This is a genomic window from Micromonospora sp. NPDC049151 (assembly GCF_040648395.1).
GTDB lineage: Bacteria > Actinomycetota > Actinomycetes > Mycobacteriales > Micromonosporaceae > Micromonospora.
This window is the reverse complement of the sequence record NZ_JBEZDP010000002.1, coordinates 291148-312141: the sequence shown is the minus strand read 5'-3', so window position 1 is coordinate 312141 and position 20994 is coordinate 291148. Positions and strand designations below refer to the sequence as shown.

Genomic DNA, 20994 nt, shown 5'->3' with positions numbered 1-20994 from the left:
ACGAAGGGCAGAGCGGACATGCCGAGCAACGAAGAACAGATCCGGGCCGTGGTCGAGCGATGGGCCGCCGCGGTTCATGACGGGAACCTCGCCGGCGTCCTGGCCGACCATGCCGAGGACATGGTGATGTTCGACGTGCCGCCGCCGTACGAGGGCGTGCGCGGGCTGGACGCCTACCGGGAGATCTGGCCGCCGTTCTTCGGGTGGCAGGCGCAGGGCGCGTCGTTCGAGGTCGAGTCGCTGGACGTCGTCGCAGGCGAGGACGTGGCCTTCGCGTACGCGCTCGTGCGCTGCGGCACGGCGGCTGACTTCGCCGCACGTCCGGCGAACCGCCTGCGGCTGACGTTCGGTCTGCGGAGGCGGGAGGGCCGGTGGGTCGTCACCCACGAACACCACTCCTTCCCGCTCGCCGATGCCGTCGAGGCGGCCTCGGACGCGGCCGCCGCCGAGGCGGAGGTACGCGGGCTCCACCAGCGCTGGTTCGAGGGCACCGCGGCCAAGGACCTCGATGCCCTGATGGATGCGGTCGCCGACGACGTGGTCTCGTACGAGCACGACCAGCCGCTGCGATACGTCGGCGTGGACGCGGTCCGCGAGGTCTGCGCGGCGGGCCTGGCGGCGTCAGGTGACGGAGCGGTCGCCTGGGACGTGCCCGACCTGACGATCGTGGTCGACGGCGACCTCGCCGTCGCGTGGGGCCTCAACCGCGTCTCGGTACGCCCGGGCGGCGGTCCGCCGATCGAGAGCTGGTCGCGGGGCACCCGGGTCTTCCAGCGGCGCGACGGGGCCTGGCTGATGACCCACCAGCACCTCTCCTACCCGTACGACCCCTCGACCGGGACGGCGCGGACGGATCTGCGTCCGTAGCGGCGCCGTGTCCGCCGCCGGGTTCCGCCCGCGGTGACTCGGCAACGACCGGGGCGACGGCGCCCGCGGGCCGTGGCGACGGCATGATCCAATGAAGCGCATGACTCTCCAGCGCATTGCCGCCGGCCTCCTGTTGCTGATCGGGCTGCTGGCGATGGCGGCCACCCGCACCTTCCCGTTCCTCGACGATCTCTCCGAACCGGCCGAGACGGCGGTCGCGATCGGCGGCGCGGCGTGCCTGCTGGCGGGGGTGTGGCTGTGGTTGCGCAAGCCGGCGGACCGCTCCTCGGTCGGCGACGGTGAGACCCCGTGACCGCGCGTGGACCGCGGGGGCAAAGGGCTGGTGTGCTCGGCGGGCGGTATCGGCTGAGGCGTCGGATACTGGGCCGATGACCAACCCCGACCTCGATCCCGAGCTCTACCCGCCGATCGACCCGCGTGAGGACGTGCCGGACGACCCCGGCGAACTCCTCCCGGACACGCCGGGCGAGCTGCCCGAGGCCCCGGTCGAGCCGATGCCCGACGACGGGGAGCCCGGGGGCGTACCGGAACCGGCCTGACCGGCCGGTGCCGGGACATCCAGAAGATCGAGGACGGCACCGGGCACCCCTGGTGAGCGCGCCGGCTCAGTGGATGCGGCGACCGTGCGCGTCCGGCACGCCGGACTTACGGAAGAAGTAGGTGTTGATCTGGTCCCGCCACTCGACGGCGCTGCGGTACTGCTCGTCGAGGCGCTCGGCCACCCGCTCGTGGACGGCGGGGCCGACCGCCCCGGCGAGGAGCCGCCACCGCTCCCGCATCGACGCCACCTCCTCGACCCCGGCGAAGTGCGTGTCGTAGATGTGCTGGATGACGGTACTGCCGCTGTGCAGCACGTGCCGGTACGGGACGTGATGGAAGAACAACAGCAGTTCGTCCGGGCAGCGCTCGCGTGACTCGTACACCTCCGACCACGGCGGCGGGTACTGGCCGGTGAAGCCGGTCCCGGTCGCCCGGGTCCGGTCCACCCCGACGCCGTCGCGGTCGGCGAAGTGGTAGGTGCCCCACGGGGTGTACTCGTAGCCGTCCACGTCCGGGCCGTAGTGGTGACCGGGCCGCACCATGAAGCCGACGCCGAGCGGGGCGGTGTAGCGCTCGTAGGTACGCCAGGAATCGTCCATGATCGCGTGCGTCGTCCGCCGCACCAGATCCGGATCGCCCGTGGTGACCGGCAGCCAGGTCAGGTCGATCCACTCGTCGAGGATCGCGGCGGGATCCAGCAGTGGGTCCCAGGCGAGCCGGCCGAAGGCGTACAGGTTCGCCTGGGCCAGCGGGTGCCCGGTCCAGAACGGGTCGTCGCCCACGTTGGCCACGGCGACCAGGCCGCCACCGGTGCCCGCCCGGCCGGCCGCCACGTCGGCGATCGTGCCGCCGGCCGCGCCCCGGGGCCGGAACCGCAGCACCTCGCTCCACCAGGGCGCGAGGTAGCAGACGTGCCGCTGCTGGCCGGTGTACTCCTGTGTCGCCTGCACCTCCACCGCCAGCCTGGTGGACGGCATCGCGGCGAGCACCGGGGACACCGGCTCGCGTGGCTGGAAGTCGATCGGGCCGAACTTCACCTGGACGATCACATTGTCGGCGAACCGTCCGTCAAGCGGCGCGAAGTGGTCGTGTGCGGCCCGGGCCCGGTCGGTCGACCGGTCCCGCCAGTCCTGGTGGTGGTCGTAGACGAACGCCCGCCAGCGCACCACGCCGCCGTGCGGGGCGAGCGCCTCGGCGAGCAGGTTCGCGCCGTCGGCGTGGTCGCGCCCGTACGCGAACGGGCCGGGCCGGCCCTCGGAGTCGGCCTTCACCAGATATCCGCCGAAGTCGGGGATCCGCCGGTAGACCCGCCGGGTGGCGGCGGCCCACCAGGCCCGTACCCGCTCGTCCAGCGGATCGGCGGTGGGCAGGCCGCCGAGGACCACCGGGGCGGCGAAGGTCACCGCCAGATGCACCCGGATGCCGTACGGGCGGAGCACCTCGGCGATCTCCGCGACGTCGCCGAGCCGGTCGGTCAGCAGTAGAGCCTCGGTGTCGTGCACGTTGACGTTGTTCACGGTGATCGCGTTGACGCCGCAGGCGGCGAGCAGGCGTCCGTAGTCGCGCAGCCGGGCGGGCTCGCGCCGGGCGGCGCCGTCGCGCCAGAACAGGGAACCACCGGCGTAGCCCCGCTCGACCTGCCCCGACACCGGGTGTACGGCCACGTTGTCCCAGTGGTCGAGCATCCGCCGGTCCAGTGCCGGCCGGTGCCGCCGCGCCGGAAGGTCGCGGTGGAAGGCCGCCGCGCCGAGCCGGAGGACGTGGAACATCCCGTACAACAGGCCGGCCGGCGCGTCGGCCAGGACCACTGTCACGCCGCTCACCCGTGCCAGCAGGTACCCCTCGTCGCCGAGGGAGCCGTCGCCGGTGCCGTTCACCGCCGGTGTCGCATCGAGCCGGGCCGTCTCCGCCGCCGCGTTCGGCACCGGGCCGGCCCCGCGCAGGGCCAGCACCAGGTCCGCGTCGACGGGCCACGGTGGACCGTGCCAGAGCCGCCCGCCGTACCGGGCGCAGGCCCGGCTCACCTCGTCGATGACGGTGTCGACCAGGGGCCCGTCGCCGTGCACCAGCACCGGCCGGGAGCCGAGTTCGCGGAACGCCGCAGGCGGTAGCCAGGCGGCGTGCCAGGCCGACTCGCCGCTGTCGGCCGACGCGCGGCCGGCGACCGGGACGCTCACGCGGTGAACTCCGCCCGGATGTCATCGATCATGGGGTCGCCGATCCGCAGCAGGGCCAGCACCAGGAGCGCGGCGAACAGGGCCAGCACCGCCTCGGAGAACACCGCGGTGACGCCGGCGGCGGCGGCCAGCAGCGCGACGTTGCCGACCGTCACGCCGGGCTTGCGCGCCAGGTAGTAGACGGCGAGCCGCAGCACGTCGCGGGTGCGGAAGGCGAACAGGGAGACGATCACCAGCGCGTTGACCCCGACCAGGATCACCCCCGCGCCGACCACCACAAGCGGCACGGCCCACCAGCCGGGGACGGCGGCGGCGGGCAGGTTCGCCAGGTTGACAGCGATGACTGCGAGCCACAGCAGCGTCGGCGCCCAGACGCGCAGCACGCCCGCCAGGTTGGCCCGGTAGGCCCTGCGGAACGCGGCGGCGGGACGGAGGTCGGTCAGGTCGGGGCGCTGGTGCCGCAGCGTGTGCAGCGCGGCCGAGACCGCCGGACCGAGCGGCAGCGCGGCGGCGGCGACCAGCGGGAGGTTGCTGCTGTCGCGGTCGAGCAGCACGAGCACAGCGAGGCCGGGCAGCACGCTTGCCAGGAGCAGCAGCTCGACCACGAGCAGGGTGTGGACCGTCGCGGCGGCCCGCGACAACGGCCCGTCGCCGAACTCCCGCAGCCCGCCGGTCGCGCGGCTCACGCCTGCTCCCCGGGCGGGTCGAGCAACCGGTCGTCGTCCCACCACGGCGGGGTCTCGTCCACCACCGGCGTCAGTTCGGCGAGGGTCACCTCGTGCCGGGCGAGGACGAGGTCCAGGTCGGCCCGCCCGGCCGCGACCGGCAGGGCGCGATGGGTACGGGCCGGCTCGGCCGCCTCGCGCAACGCGTCGAGCTGCCGGGGCCGGGGCGAGTGCGGGCCGCCCATCTCCCGCCAGGCGGCCCAGGCGTTGCCGGCGTCCTCGCTCACCGACGAGCGGAGCAGGAACGCCGACGTGGTGCCCGGCGGGCCGACCGGGACCGACAGCGACAGGGTGTGCCGTTCGGGCGCCGGCTCCCGGCCGGTGACGTCGACAGGGGCCCAGGCCAGCGCCGCGACCCGGCCGTCGGGGTGCCGGGTGACGAGGTGGTCCGGGCCGCGCGCGAGCACCTCGTCGCCGAGCCGGGCCATGAACGCGTACAGGTGGTAGGTGGGTTTCTTGATCTGCCGGTGGGTGAGCAGTCCGAAGCCGCCGTGCAGCGGCGCGGTGGGCACCCCCTCCTCCTCGAACACGTCGCTGAAGGTCCAGTAGGAGAAGGAGTCGACCAGGTCCCCGCCGCCGGCCAGCACCGGCGCGAGGTAGGCGGCGTGGAAGGCCGTGTCGTGGATCGGGTTGTCCGGCCGGTACGAGGAGTTGAACTCGGTGATGTGCACCGGACGGTCGGCCAGCGCGGTGCCGGCCAGGTGCCGGCGGGGTGCGGCGAACTGTTCCAGCAGGTCCGCGGCGGGGGCCAGGGTCTGCCGGGTGCCGAACGGCAGGTGCCGCGCCGGGCCGGAGGTGTAGGCGTGCCGGCTGACGAAGTCGACTGGCACGTCGCGGTCGGTGACGAACTCGGCGAACGGCTTGAGCCACTCGTCGGCGCCGGGGGAGAGGGCCGGGCCGCCGACCAGCAGCGCCGCGTCGACGTCCTTGACGGCGTGCGCCGACACCTCGTACAGGCGGTGGTAGGCGTCCTGGTCGGCGCCCTGCCAGAACGCCGTCAGGTTGGGCTCGTTCCACACCTCGATGGGCCAGCCGCGTACCTCGTCGAGGCCGTACCGGTCGACCAGGTGGGCCACCGTGGCGCGGACCAGGTCACCCCATTCGGTGTACGACCGGGGCGGCGTCACGTTGCCCCGCCACCAGAACACCGTCTGGTCGCCGGAGGCGAGCGCCGAGGGCATGAACCCCAGCTCCACGAAGGGCCGGATGCCCATGGCGAGGTAGGCGTCGACGACCTGGTCGACGTAGGTGAAGGCGTGCCGTACCCGGCGCTCGCCCTGGTAGGTGTAGGGGCGGTGCACGCCGACGCCGTCGCTGAGCAGCCCGTGCCCGCGGATGTGCCGGAAGCCGATGTCCCGCTGCACCAGCGCCAGCGAGTCCTGGTAGTCGCGTCGCAGGGCCAGGTCGAACCGGCCGGTGCCGACGCAGGTACGCCAGGCGTCGGTCAACCGGCCGGTGGGCCGCTCGGGAACGGTTTCGCGCATCGCCGGTCAGCCGTGGTTCTTGCGGTACCGGTCGTACGCCTTGTTGACCAGGTCGGTGTAGGCCTGCGCGTTCTTGCCCCTCAGCTCCGAGACGTAGGCGTCCCACTCGCTCAGCGGCCGCTGGCCGAGGGCGAACTTCAGCGTGTTCTGGGTGACGTGGTCCTTCAGCGCGGTCGCCCACAGCGTCGTCTGCTCCCGCTCCTCGTCACTGAGCGGCGCGGGTGGCGGAGTCACCCAGGACGCGGCCTTGCGGGCGTTCATCTCCTTCTGGAACTCCAGTTCCTCGGGCGAGAAGAACGACTGCACCAGGTCGAGCTTGCCCCCGTAGGCGAAGACGCCGTTGTAGAAGCCGAAGTCCTTCTGCAGGTGCTTGGTGCCCTTGGGGTTGAGGCCGATGACGTTGACGTCCGGGGCGAGGGTGCGCTTGCCCGAGCCGTCCTTGGCGTACGTGGTGCCCTCGACGCCCCACTTGGCGAACTCCTGGCCGGCGTCGGAATACCAGAGCCAGTCGATGAACTGCATCATGGCCACGAAGTTCTTGCCGTCCCGGGCCTTGCTGGAGATCATCACGCCGTTCTCCAGCCGGCTCGCCGGGTTGACCGGCCCGGCCGGCCCGACCGGGAAGAGGATCTTGCCGAGCCGGGCGGCGGGGTTGATCTTCGCGATGTCCGGGCGGTAGTCGTTCACCAGCGTCTGCGCGTTCGTGCTGATCACGAACGACTTGCCGCTGGCGAGCTTCTGACGGGCCTGGTCGTCGGTCTGGGTGAACGTCTCCGGGTCGAGGAGCCCTTCGGCGACCAGCTTGTGGAGGTACTCCACCACCTGCCGGTAGCCGTCCGAGGCGCCGGTGAAGACGTACTTCCCGGCCCCGGCGTCCCAGCTCGTCGGCTGGTAGTTCCAGCCGGCGCCGGGCAGGCCATGCGCCAAGGCGAGCATGTTCAGCAGGTTGCCGGCCGGGTTGGGCTTGCCGAACCGGTCGGAGAACGGGATGACGTCCGGGTGGGCCGCCTTCATCGCCTTGAGCATGGCGTACACCTCGTCCCAGGTGGTCGGGGACGGGATCTTCAACTGCTCCAGCACGTCGGTGCGGACCGCGAGGGTGTAGTCCTGCCAGGGCTTCTCGTGCAGTCCGGGCAGCAGGTAGAACTTGCCGTCCTCCTGCCGGAGCGTGTCCATCTCCGGCTGGAGCTTCCACTTCTCGATCTTGTCCTTGAAGTGCGGCATCAGGTCGAGGTAGTCGCTGACCGGCAGGATGGCGCCGGAGGAGACGTACGAGTTCTCCTGCGGGTGGTAGGTCTTCGGGATGATCATCGGGGCGTCGCCGGAGCCGACCAGCACACTGCGCTTCTGCTCGTAGTCGCTCAGCGGCACGGCGACCGGGTCCAGCTTGACGTTCGTCCGCCCGGCCAGCTCGGTCCAGAACAGCCACTCGGGCTTCAGCGGGTAGTTCGGGTGGTTGTTGTAGAGGATCGAGAACGTGACCGGCTCGGTGGCCTTGAACTGGTCACCGATGCCGTACTTCTCCATCGCGCCCGCACGGTTGCGGTCGAGGTCCTTCTTGTCCGGGGTGTCGTCGCCGCAACCCGCCAGGGCGACGACGGCGGCCGCGCCGCTGGCGAGCAGTACCTGGCGCCGGGACAGCTGGGCCATGGGTTCTTCCTTCCGGTGGTGGGGGTGTGGTGCGGGCGGCTATCCCTTCACGGCGCCGAGCATGATCCCGGAGACGAAGTACCGCTGGATGAAGGGATAGACCGCGAGGATCGGCAGGATCGTCAGCACGATGGTCACGGACTGGATGGTGGCGGCGGACTGGACGATGTCGCCCGCGCTGCCGAGGCCGCCGCCGGTCTGCGTGGCGTCGGTCGCGCCCGCGATGAGGTTGCGCAGGTAGACGGTCACCGGGAGCAGGTCCTGACGGTCCATGTAGAGGAACGCGGCGAACCAGGAGTTCCAGAACGAGACGGCGTAGAACAGCACCATCGTGGCGACCATCGCCTTCGACAGCGGCAGGACGATCCGCAGCAGCGTGCCGTACGTGTTCAGCCCGTCGACGGCGGCGGCCTCCTCCAGATCGACCGGCAGGCTCTCGAAGAACGCCTTCATCACCAGCAGGTTGAACACGTTTATGGCGTTGGGCAGGGCGATCGCCCACACGGTGTTCTTCAGCCCCAGGCTGGTGACCAGGACGTAGTTGGGGATCAGGCCGCCGGTGAAGAACATGGTGAACACGGCGATCCCGACCAGCGCGGTGCGGCCGCGCAGGTGTCTCTTCGACAGCACGTACGCGTAGCAGGTGGTCAGCACGACGGAGATGAGCGTGGCGACCACCGTGTAGAAGACGGTGTTGCGGTAGCTGACCCAGAACGTCGGGTCCGACGTCACCACCCGGTACGCGGTGAGGTTGAACCCCCGCGGCACGAGGTTCACCTCACCCGCGACGATGTACGCGTTGTCGCTGAGCGAGCGGGCCACGATGGTGAGGAACGGATACAGGGTCACCACCACGACGCCGGTCAGGACGACGGCGTTCACCACCTGGAAGACCCGGTAGCCCGCTGTGGGCCGGGGGCCACGCGGCCGGGTGGCCGGCGCCCTCGTGCGGGCGCGCGTGCTCACCACAGGCTCGTCCCCACCGTGCGCCGGGAGATCGCGTTCGCCGACAGCACCAGCGTCAGCCCGATCACGGACTCGAACAGGCCGATCGCGGCGGCGTAGCTGAGGTTCCCCGAGACGATGCCCACCCGGTACAGGTACGTCGAGATGACGTCCGCCGTCGGGTAGGTGAGCGGGTTGTACAGCAGCAGGATCTTCTCGAAGCCGACGGCCATGAAGGTGCCGATGTTGAGGATCAGCAGTGTGACCATCGTCGGCCGGATCCCCGGCAGCGTCACGTGCCAGGTCTGCCGCCACCGGTTGGCGCCGTCGATGCGGGCCGCCTCGTACAGGTCGCCGTCGACAGTGGTGAGCGCGGCGAGGTAGAGGATGGTGCCCCAGCCGACGGTCTGCCAGACCTCGGAGGAGACGTAGATCGTCCGGAACCAGCCGGCCTGCTGCATGAACGGGACCGGCTCGCCGCCCACGGCGCGCAGCATCTGGTTCACCGCGCCGTCCACCGACAGCAGCTGGAGGACCATGGCGGCCACGATCACGATCGACAGGAAGTGCGGCAGGTAGGACACCGACTGGACGAACCGCTTGAGGGCGCGGTTGCGTACCTCGTTGAGCAGCAGCGCGAGCACGATCGGCAGCGGGAAGCAGAACACCAGGGTCAGCGCGCCGAGCACGAGCGTGTTCGTGAACACGTTCCAGAAGGTCGGGTCGGTGAAGAACAACCGGAAGTACCGCAGCCCGGTCCAGTACTCGCCGAAGAGGCTGCCGCCCGGCTGGAAGCGCCGGAACGCGATCACGTTGCCGAGCATCGGCAGGTAGCGGAACGTCAGGAAGAACAGCAGCGGAAGGACTGCGAGCGAGTAGAGCTGCCAGTCCCGGCGCAGGGCCCGCCGCCAGGGCGTACGACGACCGCGCGGGGTCGGGGATGCCAAGCTCATCCTCCCCACTGACCGTCGGCCGGAACTTTCCGGTAATGCGCTGTAAGCTTTTCGGAAATTTATGGGTATCGTTATCTTCGTGTCAAGAGCGTCGATTGATATCTCCCTCGACCAGCTCCGTCGCTACTCGCCGGACGTCGTCGAACCCGCCGACTTCGACCGGTTCTGGCTCGCCACCCTCGCCACCGCCAGGGCCACCCCGGTGCTCGTCGACGCCCGCCCCGAACCCACCTGCCTGCGGCTGGTCGACGTGTGGGACGTGACGTTCGCCGGCTTCGCCGGCGAACCGGTCCGGGCCTGGTACACCCGTCCCGCGGGGGTGTCCACGCCGCTGCCCGCCGTGGTGGAGTACCCCGGCTACGGACGCGGCCGGGGCCTGCCGGGCGAGCGGCTCACCTGGCCGGTGGCCGGTTACGCCCACCTGCTGGTGGACAACCGGGGGCAGGCCGGACTGTTCGGCCATGGCGACACCCCGGACCCGCACGACGCGCCCGGCGGGCCCAGCCCGGCCACACGGGGGATCCTGTCCCCGGACGACTACCACTACCGCAGGCTGATCACCGACGCGGTCCGCGCGATCGACGCCGTCCGCGCACTGCCCGGGGTGGACCCGGACCGCGTCGCCGCGGTGGGCAACAGCCAGGGCGGCGGACTCGCGCTCGCGGCGGCGGGCCTCGTCGGCGGCCTCGCCGCGCTCCTGGTCACCGCCCCGTTCATGTGCGACATCCAGCGCGCCATCGAACTCACCGGGGCTTCCCCCTACGGCGAGATCGCCGGTTACCTGGCGGTGCACCGCGAGGCCGAGGAGTCGGTCCGGCACACCCTGTCCTACGTTGACGGCGTCGCCTTCGCCCGGCGGGCCACCGCCCCGGCGCACTTCGGGATCGGCCTGCGGGACGAGGTCTGCCCGCCGAGCACCGGCTTCGCCGCCTACAACCAGTACGCCGCCGCGAGCGGATCGGCCACGCCGCCACGGGAGATGCACACGTACCCGTTCAACGGCCACGAGGGCGGGGAGGCCTTCCACGTCCGGCGGCAGCTGCGCTGGCTCGACGCGGTGATCCGTTCCGCCGCGACGGCCGCCGGCTGACGGGCACACCGGCGAGGCCCGCGACATCTACCATCCTGATCATGATCTCGACCGTGTGGCGGCTGCTCACCCGCCAGATCGACCCCAACCTGGCGCAGGACGACGCGGTGCTGCGCGAGGCGTGCACGCAGGCGCGGTACGGCTCCGACATCGGACCGGCCCGGAAGGCCCTGGCCGCCACGCGGGACGACTACGACCGCCGGGCACGGTACGTCCGTGTGCTGGCCGAGTCGACAGCCGGCGGGCTCGGATCCCGGATCGACAAGACGACCGGCCGGGTCGACACCACCGCCGCCTGGACCGATCGCTGGGCCTCGCGCGCGCCCGCCGACCCGGACGCCCAGCTCGTCCGTGCTCGTTCCCTGATGGCCCGGGCGTGGGAGGTGCGCGGCGGCGACTGGGCCGCCGGCGTACGTCCGGAGCAGTGGGCCGAGTTCCGCCGCCTGCTGGGCCTGGCCCGGCAGGTGAACGATCTCGCGATGCGGCTCGCGCCGGACGACCCCACGCCGTGGGCGCACCGGCTGGACCTCATGATCGACCAGAGTGCGCCACTGGAGGACGTCGAGGAGACGTGGCGCGAGCTGACCAAGCGGGATCCCCGGCACCATCAGGGCCACGTACTCAGGCTGACCTACCACTGCCGGAAGTGGAGCGGCTCGCACGAGGCGATGTTCGGCTTCGCCCGCTCGGTCGCCGCCACGGCGCCCACGGGCTCGCCACTGCTCGTGCTGCCGGTGCGGGCCGCCGCGGAGTGGGCACTGTGGGAGCAGGATCGCGAACCCGAAGGCGGCACCGCCGACGAGATCAGCGAGCGGTGGCGGCAGGATCCGGTCATGCGATCGGATCTCGACAACGCGCTGTCCCGGTGGTTCCACCAGCCGGCCACCCGGCACGCCGACTGGCTCGACGACGCGAACTTCCTGGCGTACGGACTGGCGCGCACCGGCCGCGACGCCGAGGCCGCACCGGTGTTCGCGTCGATCGGCCGGTACGTGACAGGCGTTCCGTGGGCGTGGTGGGGCGACGAGCGGGGCGACACCGTCTTCCTCCGCGCCCGTCGCCGCGCCCGCCGCGCCGCCTGACCGCCTACGACGGGGACGTCTCGTCGACTGGGACGTCTCGGCCGCGCTGTCCGCCGTTCACGAGATCTCCGGCACCCGCGTGCGTACCGTCAGGACGCTGCTCGCCCAGTCCGGTGCCGCGGCGGGCGGGCGAACCGCCTCGCGATGAAGGGCGGTCATCCCCAGCCGGTCGAGGATGCCGGTGAACGACCCGGAGCGGCTCGGGCTCGAATCGACGGCCCTCTGGGTGCCCAGCGCGCCGAGGTGGAACGACGTGGCCGGGAACTCCTCCTCCGACACGAGCAACTGCAGGTAGTCGCGCGTCTCGGCCCCGGGCTCGACGGCGCGGTCCTCGGGCAGTTGGAAGGCGACCAGGCCACCGTCGAAGGCCGCGCCGCAGTTCCCGGGTGCGATGATCCGGCCGGGGAACAGGTGCGGGTGGACGGCGTGCCGGTCGGTCAGGTCGAGCAGGACGCAGTAGAGCGGCCGGTCACTGGTGTTTCGGAGCCGGATGAAGACCATCGGTGGCGCCCACCGGTCGCCGGCGCGGGCGTACGTCAGCAGGACGGCCCCGTCGTCGCCGGGCTTGTACGGCGCCCGGTCGCGCGGTGCGCTGATCTCGCCCGGTTCCGCCGCCACCACCTCGATCTTGACCGCGTCGGCGAGCCGGGAGACCGGGTTCGCCAGGTTCCGGATGGTGCGCCAGCGGGCCAGGTGCTCCAGCCGGTCCACGACCGTGTGCACGTCGGCGCGGGTCAGGTCGTCCGTCAACGGCGTACCGTCGAAGGAGAGAACGCGAATGCGGCCGCCGCCGGTGGAGACCCTCAGATCGGGCATCGTCTCCGAGCCGTCGAGCGGGACCACCCGCAGATGCGGTGAGGGGGACCCGCCGGGCCCCGCGTTCCGCATCGCCTCGATGACGGCGCGGGCGGTTTCCGGCTCGTCCCGGCTCGTCCCCCCGACCGCCACCGTGACCGCGGGCATCGGCACCCGGGAGAGCACCACGTCGTACTGGCGACCGGTGTCGGGCGTCCAGCCGAGGGGTTCGACGACGCTGACCTCGGTCCGTACCCGGGTCACTCGCGCTTCGCGTACCGGGTTCTCGAGGTGTACGGCGACCCGCACGTCGTCGCCGGCCGCGGCCTTGATCCCATGGATCGACCCGGCGTTGATCTCCCAACTGCCACGCTTGAACCGCATGACGAGCGCGCCCGCCGGCGCCCGGAACGCGCCACCGAGAAAGGGCTGGTCGACGATGTCGTGGTCAGCCGGGTACAGCGTCGGCACCTGACGGTCCCTGGCGTTCTCGACGGCGCACCGGGCGGCGACCATCAGTTCGCGGTAGGTGGCACCGGGGCCCAGCCGCTCGATGGCGTCGAGCAGGCCGAGGGTGAAGATGCCGTTGCGCCGGTTCCACGGCCCGGTCTCGTACGCCTGCTGTTCGTCGCGGCACGCCGTGAGCGCCACGTGGTCGACGCCGGCCTGGTCCGGACCGACGTCTCGGCTACCGGCGGCGAGGTCGCCGCCGAGGGCGGCATCGTTCGTCGCGGCGACGAGCTCCGGTAGCAGCGACTCCAGCGCAGGCGGGCGCGTGGCGGGCTCGGCCCAGCGAGAGGCGACCGGCGCGATCCGGATCACCTCATCCGTCTGCGGGTCGGTGCTGGGGCCGGTCCTGGTGGCACCGGCCGAGTGGCAACTGTCGAGGACGACGGCGACGTGCGCGCCGCGGGCCGCGACCTCCGATATCAGCACCCGGAGTTCGCAGTCGAGGAGATCGGGCGGTGCGGTCCCGCCGGCCCGGCTGTCGTGGCACACGAGCGTCTGGCACCAGCCGCTGGGCTCCCGATACCACAGCTCCGGCGGCAGGGGCGAGCGTGAGCCGTGCCCGCTGAACCAGAACAGGGCGGTGTCGCCGGGGCCGGCCTGGCCCAGGTGCTCGCGGAACACCGCGACGACCGCCGCCCGGGTCGCCTGCTCGTCGAGCAGCGTCCGGACGTGCGCCTTCGGGCCGGATCCGAACCGGGCGTCGAGGAGCTGTTCCACCCGCCCGACGTCGTTGTGGCACCCGGAGAGCCGGCTCAGCCCGGGTGCCCGATACGAGTTGATGCCGACCAGCAGCGCGTACAGCGACGACACGGAGTTCCCGCCCTTCCCGATCCGCCGAGCGATTCGTCGGAGGTGACACAGGTATCTGACGGACCGGCCGCCCCGGTGACCGCCGACGATCTCGTTGCACAGAATCGCCACTGGTGCAAGACCCCACATCGGGGACAGGTGGACGTCGGAGGGGCATTTGTCGAGTTGGTTCACGACCCGTCGCCGGATGACCCTCCGGCGACGCGGGCCGGCCCCGCCGCCGGGTCCGACCGATGTGGAGCGATCCACTGAAGAGACTGAATGTGGCTCCCCGGGCCCAGCGGTGCGGCCGCGTTGTCGCGTGACGCCCCGTACCGGGGGCAGGCTGTGTCCGTCCGATCCCGCCGGCCGTGGCGCGATCGGAGACCATCCCTGACGAATCTGCTCTGGAAGGAGCCGCAGTGGGTGCTTCGGCAGTGCGGTCCCAGCAACGGGACGCGACCCGGATGCCCGTCGCTCGCCGGGCTCCCGCGCCCGGCGCGTCGCGGCAGGTCGCACCGCTTTCGCCGGCCGGCCTGGACCCGCGGGTCGACGCGGAGCTGACCCGGCTCGCCGCCCACGCCGTCGAGGCGATCGAGGAACGGATCGGGCGGGGCGAGTCCGCGGCCGAGGTGGTGGCCGACGTCCTCGCCACCGTCTTCGGGCGGGGGAGCGTGGCAGCCGATGTCGAGCATGCCGGCACGGACCCGGGCGAAACGGTGCTGGATGCGCTGAGCGGGCATGTCGACGTGGACCGGATCGCGGCCGCCGCACTGAAGATCGTCGGCGCCAAGGCGGGGCCCGGCCCGGTCGCCGGCTGACGCGGTGGTCAGGCGGACACGGCCGGCGGTGGCCGTCGCCTACCGGCCGTGGTGGCTGACCCCGGCCCACGCGGCGACCTCGGCGTATCCCGCCTCGCCCGCCTCCGCGCGTAGCTGGTCAGGCATCGAGTGCGGCGCCGTGCGGCCGCCGTCGAGCATCCACAACTGGGCGCGGCGCAGCGCGTCCGCCGGGGGCAGCCCTTCCCGCCGGAAGTGCGAGGTCATGAAGGCGAGCAGCGGCGCCGAGGAGCCCGGCGCCGGCCATCCGGCGGCGAACACGGTACGGGCGCCGCCGACCAGGTACGCCGTCGCCGCCGCGAACGCCGGGTCGTCGGCCCCGGCGACCTCGGCCCCGCCGGGGCGGGGCGGCAGTGTGACGACGTCCGCCCCGACGGGCCGCGTCAGGATCGCGTGCGGCGTCAGGCCGGCGTCGCCTGTCACCTCGGCACCGGACGCCACCGGCCCTCGCCAGGCCAGCTCGCACAACAGCCGGGCGGAGACGATGTACGAGAGGGCGGCCTCCCGCACGGCGTACCGGCCGTCCGGGGCGCGGGCGGCCTGCCAGGGCACCGCGGCCAGCGCTCCGGGCGCGACGAGCGTCAGCCGCGCCGGGCGGCCCGGATCCGGGGCGCGGCCCAGGGCGTGCAGCAACGGGCCCATGGCTGCCCGCCACGCCCACTCGCCCGTCTCCGCGGAGCACGGCCCGGCCGCCGGCGGCACGGTGAGCGCCGGCAGCTCAAGCGAGAAGGGCGCTTCCTCGCGCGGCACGACGACGGCGAGGCCGCCACCGCTGCCGTCCTCGGGCAGCAGATGGACGAGCGCGTCCCGGCCCAGCGATGCCAGTGCCGCGCGGATCTCGTCGAAGCTCGTCGGGCCGAGCAGGCGACCGACGGCAGGTGTCGCGGAACTCGTCAGCGCGGCGGCGGCACGCGCGGCGCGTCGTGCCCCGGCGACGTCCAGGACGCCGTCCACGGCCGTCCAGCCCGCGGCGAGGTCGGGCTCACCGGCTGCGGTCAGCAGCTCCGGAACGGTAGCGGCCACCGTCGCCGCGTACAGGAGCATGTCGCGGCCGGTGTCCAACGCCGTCCCGGCGGCCTGGACGTCGTTCTGGGCCAGGCACCAGCGTGCCACCTCCGCGGCCGTCGTCGCCCCGTCCCGCGCGATCGTGACGGCGTCCTCCGTACCGCTGCCCAGCAGCACCTGGTACGCGTACCCGGACAGGCCACGCAGGCCCACGTCGCAGGCGGCGCGGGCGCTACCCGCTTCGAGGTGCGCGTGAGCCAGGGCGTGTGCGGCCGGCGCGAAGACCGGGTGGCCCGGCTGGGCCGCCTCGCGTACCGCAGCGGTGAGCTGGTCGACCGCCCGGGTGAGCGCGGCGCCGTCCCGGCCGACCCGGTGGGCCAGCGTGAGCGCGTGGCCGAGCACCATCCGTACGGCGGGCAGCCGCGGGTCGTCCTCGGTAGCGACCCGGACGGCGCCGGCCAGGTCGTCGATGCCACGGCGCAGCAGGCCGAGGTCCTGGCCGGTCTGCGCCTGCGCGACGAGCCGGCAGCCGTCGGCGATCAGCCGAGCCACGTCGTCGGCGGGCGTGGCGGCGTCATCGGAGGCCGGGGGCGGGCCGGCGGCGATGGTCGAGAGCAGGCCGTCGAGCTGAGCCTTGTTCTGCTTGACGTGCTCAAGGAGGTCGGCCACACCCGGATGGTCAGCGGGCGTGCGGTCGAGTGCCTCGCGCATGCTCCGGAGCGCCCCCTCCGCCGATCGGAGGTCCTGCCGTTGCGCCGCGTCGATCAGCCGGGCCGAGGCCTCCAGGAACTCGCCGGTCGACGCATGCTGTCCGTGCTTCCACAGCTCCCTGCGGGTCGACCGGGCCTGATCGAGCAGATCCTCCACGGCGGCTCGATCGTCGGGGGCGGCGATCTGCGCCGCCAGCGCCGCCTTCATGAACGGCAGCATCGCGGCGTGAGGGCTGTCGGGCGGAACGCTGATCGACGAGAGCCGCGCCAGCGTGCCCTCAAGGTCATGGGCGGGTCCCCCGCGCAGGGCGCCGGCCAGGTCGGTCATGACGCCCAGCATGGCGCGGTCACCGGGACTCGCCGGGTCGTCCTCGGCCTCGTCGAGAATCCGCTGGAGCGGCCCCACGTCACCGGGCGCGCCGAAGGCGGCCTCCTTGGCTCGCTGGGCGGCCAGCACCCGTGCCACCTGGGCGCGGTCGGCGGGGCTGCCGCCGGCCGCCGCGAAGTCCGACTCGGCGCGCGCGAGTGTCTCCGGCCGGCGGTCGTGCTGATGGAGACGGGCGTACGCCATGGCGCGGGCGAGCCGGTCACCCGACTCGGTGAAATGGTCGATGGCGTCGGGGAGGTCGTCGATCGACATGCCGACGATCACGTTCAACAGGTGCTCGCCGTCCATCTCCGGTACCGGCCTTCCGGTGCGTCGCCCTCGGCCCGCGACAGAACCGGGCCACATCCGTCACTGACGGACAGCGGGACGCCCGCCGGGTCACGGCTGCGCGAACCGCCACCCCACGCCGTAGCCGCGCCCCTGTCGCAGCCGCCGGAACTCCGACACGACGTCACCCGCGCCGTCCACGCTGAGCCGGTCGTGCCGGCGGTCCGGATCGTCGAGCAGCCCCTGCGGCAGCCCGTCGATCCGCCACAGCGCGGCGGGTTCGCGACCGGCGAAGCGGACCCGCACCAGTCCGTAGTCGCAGGGATCCAGCGGAGTGATCACGTAGCGGTCGCGGATCCGCTGCCCGGGCGCCACCCGGAAGTGCATGCACAGCTTGTGGTTCCGGTCGGCGCTCAGCGTCTCGGGCAGGGCGAGCCGGACCTCGAAGTGGCGGTTGCCGTTGCCCCGTTCGACGCTGCGGATACGTGCGCCGTAGAGCACGTCGATGCGGAGGTCGGCGCCGTCCGAGCTGTCGGTGTCCGGGCGGGGCAGGTCGAGCCGGACGACGATCTCGTCGAGATCCCGGGTGGCGACGATGGTCCGGGCCTCGTGCAACTCCGGCGTCGGGGTGTCGAGCCGCAGCAGCGCCTCCAGCGACCGGACCCGCCACCCGGAGTCGAGATCCCCCGCGAGGCGCGTCGCCCAGTCGGCCTCCGCCGCCGCGGCCAGCAACTCGGTCACCTGCTCCGAACGGCGCCGGGCGGTCCGCATCTCGTATCTCTGCTCCCGGCCCAGCTGAGACTGCCGGGTGGTCAGGTCGGCGTAGGCGTGCTCGGTGTCGAGGGCGTAGGTCAGCTCGACCACACGGACCAGGTCCGCCGGCAGGTCCCGGGCCAGCGAGAGCAACGTCCGCCCGACCCGCTCACGCACCACCCGGTCCGGGTCGGTCGGCGTGGTCCCGCTCAGCTCGTGCAGCCGTGGTCCCACGAGCCGGCCCAGTGACGCGCTCAGCAGGCCCCGCCGCCGGCGAAGTTCAACGAGTTCCCGGTGGAGCTCGTCCTGAAGGGACACGACCGCCTCCCCGGTCCGTCAGTAGTGGTCAACCGGAACCGTACTCTGTGGGGTCACGTTGGCTCAGGTACCCGATGACGCGCTGCGTACGCTCGTCGACTCGGCATCGGCAGCGATGACGACGGTCGGCCAGGCGGACAGCGGGCCGTGGCGCTTCACCCGCTGCTGGCTGCGCCTGGTCGCGTTCGACCAGCACGGCCGGCGGCCGGACGACCTGTCGGCGGCTCTCGCGGACTGCGACATGCTTCCCGAAGACCTGCCGGGGCGGTGCAAGCTCGCGCAGATCCTGGTCAACGCCATCCTCCGCTCGGGACGTTTCACCGCGCACCTCGAACGAGCGGTCGCGTTGTGTGAGATCGCCGCCGCCGACCCGCACCCCCTGCCGGAGGCGGAGCTGGGCGCGGCGGTCGTGCGGTCCACCGCCCTGGCACGGTCGGTGGCGGACAGCGCGCCCGGGGTCACTCCCCGGGGAGCTCTCGCCGAGGTGGAGCGGCTGGCCCGTGTCGTGGGCGATCGGCAGCCGTACGCGCAGATGGTCGAGCACACGCGTGTCTGCCTCAGCTTCCTCCTCAGTGCGCTGGAGGGTAATCCGGCACGGGTGACGGAGTCGTCGGCAGACCTGGAACGTTCGATCGAGTTCGTGCTCGGCCTGATGCCCGACCGCGAGGATGCGAAAGTGCGGCTCGCGGCGGTCAAGGGCTTCCTCGAACTCAACGTGGCGGCGGCCCGCGGCGACCTGGCGGCCATGTGGCCGGCCCTGGACCGGGCGGAGGAGGCCGCGTCGTCGCTACCCGCCGCCGAGCCCCTGCGGCACGCTCTGCGCGCCGCCCGGATGCAGATGGAAGCGTTGCGGGAGATGACGAGTCCCGCCAACACGGGCACCGCCCCGTGGCGGAGCGATCCGACCGGCCCGGAGCAGCACGAGCAGCTCGCCGCGTTGCGCGCGCTCGCCGAGCAGCCCGGCCAGCCGCCGCACGAACGCGCGATGCACCTGCATGCGCTGGGGTTCGCGGAGTTGGCTCACGGGATTGACAACAGGAGCCTGCTGGACGCCGCGATCAGCGACCTCCGCGCGGCAGTGGACCTGGTGCCGGACCATGACCCGAGGCGGGTGCCGTACCTGGCGAGCCTCGGCACCGCGTACCTGCGCCGAGTCGAGAAACTGGCACGCCGCGCGGATCTCGCCGAGGCCATCCGGCTGCTCGAACAGGGACGCGAACTGGCCGGTTCTAACCAGCACCAGCAGTGGACGCGGTTGTCCAACCCGTTGGCGCACGCGTACCGGATGGCCGGCGACAAGCGGCGGGGCCGGGAGGTCGCGCTCGCCGGGCTGCGCGGGCACGCCTGGAACGTGTTGCTGACGGGCAGCGTCAGCGACGCCGACGCGGCCGCGCGGAACGCCGCGGACGACGCGCTCGACGTCGCGGCGTGGTGCCTCGCCGACGACGATCCGGGATCCGCGGCGCTGGCGCTGGACGCCTGTCGCGCGCTGATCCTCTACACGGCCACCGAGACCCGTGACCTCGGCGCGCGCCTGGCCGGTGCCGGCCGGGCCGACCTCGCCGCACGCTGGCGCGACGCCGTCGCCGAGACCGAGCCCGAGCTCGTGCCGGGCGAGCTGCGCCGCGAGGTCATCGCGGCACTGGCCGGGATCGCCATCACCGAGGACGGCACGACGACGGTCGCGCCCGACGCCGCGGCGACGCGGCTGCTCGCCCCGCCCGACCTCGACGAGATGCGGGCGGCGCTGACCGGACTGGGCGCCGACATGCTCGTCTATCTGATGCCCGGTGACGAGAAGTCGGGTGCGGTGGTGATGGTGCCACGCGCGGAGCCGCCGAGTTGGTTCCCGTTGGCGACGCTGAGCAAGCAGGGCACGGCAGGCTTCGACGCGTTCCTTACCGCGACCACAGCCGAAAGCCTCGCCGGCCGGGTGGCGGTGGCCGGATCGTGGTCCGAGGCCGCCGGGACGGCGCGCAAGACCCTCGACGACGTCTGCGACTGGGCGTGGACGGCCGCGATCGGTCCGCTGCTGGAACGGTGCCCGCAACCGGCGGACGGACGTGCGCCGCGCCTCGTGCTGATCCCGGTGGGCGAGCTGGCCCGCATTCCCTGGCACGCCGCCCGCCAGGTGACGGACGGGGGAGTGCGGTACGCGATCGAGGACGCGGTGTTCTCGTACGCGCCGTCGGCACGTCTGCTGTGCGACCTGGCCTGGCGTGCACCGGTACCGCTGTCCGACTCCGGCCTGGTGGTGGGCGACCCGGACACGGCGGGCGCCGCCGCGGACCTGCCGGCGGCCCGGGCCGAGGCGCAGGCGGTGCGGGAGCGGTTCTATCCGCGCGCCCGGTATGTCGGCCGCACCCCGGACGGAGGTGCCGCCGACGGCGGGGTGGGCACCCGGGCGGACCTGCTCGGGTGGCTCGCCGACGAGCACGCCGGCGCCATGCTGCACCTGGCCTGCCACGGCGTGGTAAGCCCCGGCCGCACCGGGGCTGACACGTCCTACCTCCTGCTGGCCGGTGGGGAGCGGATGTCGGCCGAGGAGATCGTCCGGTTCGCCCCGGCCCGTTCCATCGCCCTGGCGGTGCTCGCCGCGTGCGGCAGTGGCGTCTGCGGCCGCGCCGACGACGAGGCGTTCAGCCTGAGCACCACGCTGCTCGCGAACACCGCCAGCGCTGTCGTCGGTGCCCAGTGGAGCGTGCCGGACGCCGCCACGTCGGTGCTGATGTACATGTTCCACCACTACCTGCGTCGCGAGGGTCTCGCGCCGGCCGATGCCCTCCGCGCGGCCCAGCGGTGGATGATCTCCGATACGCGTCAGGTGCCCGCCGAGATGCCCGACGTGCTGCGCGCGGCGCTCGGCCGGACCACGACGGCCGATCCGGTCGGCTGGGCCGCGTTCGTCCACTTCGGGCGCTGAGGCCGGCGGCTGGCCGTCAACTGGCCACAGAGTCGGCCGGGCGATGACCGGCGGACGACCGGCGGCGACCCCACGATTGATCTGTCATTCGTGGGGTGAGCTGCCTGACCGGCCGACCGGCAGCCAGCGCGCGGCCGGGTCTCCGCACGCTCCACACCGGTAG

At 72.7% G+C, this 20994-nt stretch carries 16 protein-coding genes; 7 read left to right on the top strand and 9 right to left on the bottom strand.

Going from position 1 to position 20994, the window contains the following annotated elements; genetic code table 11:
• Window positions 1–18: 18 nt before the first annotated feature.
• The 3 genes from AB0B20_RS04270 to AB0B20_RS04260 all read left to right on the top strand — a co-directional run bounded on the left by AB0B20_RS04270 (window position 19) and on the right by AB0B20_RS04260 (window position 1427).
• Window positions 19–867 carry a nuclear transport factor 2 family protein gene (locus AB0B20_RS04270; RefSeq protein ID WP_357468013.1) on the top strand — a complete coding sequence of 283 codons (849 nt, stop codon included), beginning with the start codon at window positions 19–21 and terminating at the stop codon, window positions 865–867.
• Window positions 868–967: 100 nt separating this feature from the next.
• Complete coding sequence (locus AB0B20_RS04265; protein ID WP_357387253.1) at window positions 968–1180, top strand: hypothetical protein; 213 nt, start codon at window positions 968–970, stop codon at window positions 1178–1180.
• Window positions 1181–1256: 76 nt separating this feature from the next.
• Window positions 1257–1427 carry a hypothetical protein gene (locus AB0B20_RS04260; protein ID WP_184686617.1) on the top strand — a complete coding sequence of 57 codons (171 nt, stop codon included), beginning with the start codon at window positions 1257–1259 and terminating at the stop codon, window positions 1425–1427.
• A gap of 66 nt (window positions 1428–1493) precedes the next feature.
• Here the strand turns inward: AB0B20_RS04260 and AB0B20_RS04255 are convergent, their stop codons facing one another.
• Genes AB0B20_RS04255 through AB0B20_RS04230 form a run of 6 tightly spaced genes read right to left on the bottom strand, consistent with a single transcriptional unit; the run spans window position 1494 to window position 9362 of the window.
• The gene (locus AB0B20_RS04255; protein WP_357468010.1) at window positions 1494–3605 is read right to left on the bottom strand and encodes an alpha-glucuronidase; all 2112 of its coding nucleotides are present in this window, start codon (window positions 3603–3605) and stop codon (window positions 1494–1496) included.
• Entirely contained in the window at window positions 3602–4291 is a 690-nt protein-coding gene (locus AB0B20_RS04250; protein WP_357468007.1) for a hypothetical protein, read from the bottom strand. Before AB0B20_RS04250 ends, AB0B20_RS04255 begins: the two co-directional genes overlap by 4 nt.
• Window positions 4288–5814, bottom strand: coding sequence for a xylan 1,4-beta-xylosidase (locus AB0B20_RS04245; RefSeq protein ID WP_357387247.1), 1527 nt, complete (start codon window positions 5812–5814; stop codon window positions 4288–4290). Before AB0B20_RS04245 ends, AB0B20_RS04250 begins: the two co-directional genes overlap by 4 nt.
• 6 nt (window positions 5815–5820) lie before the next feature.
• Entirely contained in the window at window positions 5821–7464 is a 1644-nt protein-coding gene (locus AB0B20_RS04240) for an extracellular solute-binding protein (protein ID WP_357468004.1), read from the bottom strand.
• Window positions 7465–7503: 39 nt separating this feature from the next.
• Window positions 7504–8430, bottom strand: a complete 927-nt coding sequence (locus AB0B20_RS04235; RefSeq protein WP_357468001.1) for a carbohydrate ABC transporter permease — start codon at window positions 8428–8430, stop codon at window positions 7504–7506.
• Window positions 8427–9362, bottom strand: coding sequence for an ABC transporter permease subunit (locus tag AB0B20_RS04230; protein WP_357387241.1), 936 nt, complete (start codon window positions 9360–9362; stop codon window positions 8427–8429). The genes AB0B20_RS04235 and AB0B20_RS04230 overlap by 4 nt, the downstream gene beginning before the upstream one ends.
• A gap of 61 nt (window positions 9363–9423) precedes the next feature.
• On the opposite strand from AB0B20_RS04230, the gene AB0B20_RS04225 reads away from it, so the two are divergent.
• Window positions 9424–10452 (top strand): acetylxylan esterase, encoded by a 1029-nt coding sequence (locus AB0B20_RS04225; protein ID WP_357467997.1) that lies wholly within the window; start codon window positions 9424–9426, stop codon window positions 10450–10452.
• A 41-nt stretch (window positions 10453–10493) separates the two neighbouring features.
• Window positions 10494–11534 carry a DUF4034 domain-containing protein gene (locus AB0B20_RS04220; RefSeq protein ID WP_357467994.1) on the top strand — a complete coding sequence of 347 codons (1041 nt, stop codon included), beginning with the start codon at window positions 10494–10496 and terminating at the stop codon, window positions 11532–11534.
• A gap of 57 nt (window positions 11535–11591) precedes the next feature.
• Here the strand turns inward: AB0B20_RS04220 and AB0B20_RS04215 are convergent, their stop codons facing one another.
• Window positions 11592–13649 carry a caspase family protein gene (locus AB0B20_RS04215; protein ID WP_357387235.1) on the bottom strand — a complete coding sequence of 686 codons (2058 nt, stop codon included), beginning with the start codon at window positions 13647–13649 and terminating at the stop codon, window positions 11592–11594.
• A 401-nt stretch (window positions 13650–14050) separates the two neighbouring features.
• Here AB0B20_RS04215 and AB0B20_RS04210 point away from each other — a divergent pair, with 401 nt between their 5' ends.
• Window positions 14051–14449, top strand: coding sequence for a hypothetical protein (locus AB0B20_RS04210; RefSeq protein WP_357387233.1), 399 nt, complete (start codon window positions 14051–14053; stop codon window positions 14447–14449).
• A 39-nt stretch (window positions 14450–14488) separates the two neighbouring features.
• On the opposite strand, the gene AB0B20_RS04205 is transcribed toward AB0B20_RS04210, so the two are convergent.
• Together AB0B20_RS04205 and AB0B20_RS04200 are read right to left on the bottom strand one after the other, a co-directional pair.
• The gene (locus AB0B20_RS04205) at window positions 14489–16858 is read right to left on the bottom strand and encodes a CHAT domain-containing protein (protein WP_357467991.1); all 2370 of its coding nucleotides are present in this window, start codon (window positions 16856–16858) and stop codon (window positions 14489–14491) included.
• A 90-nt stretch (window positions 16859–16948) separates the two neighbouring features.
• On the bottom strand, window positions 16949–17908 hold the full coding sequence (locus tag AB0B20_RS04200; protein WP_357467988.1) for a hypothetical protein: 960 nt from the start codon (window positions 17906–17908) through the stop codon (window positions 16949–16951).
• A 58-nt stretch (window positions 17909–17966) separates the two neighbouring features.
• Here AB0B20_RS04200 and AB0B20_RS04195 point away from each other — a divergent pair, with 58 nt between their 5' ends.
• Entirely contained in the window at window positions 17967–20831 is a 2865-nt protein-coding gene (locus AB0B20_RS04195) for a CHAT domain-containing protein (protein ID WP_357467985.1), read from the top strand.
• The last annotated feature ends 163 nt before the right edge of the window (window positions 20832–20994 follow it).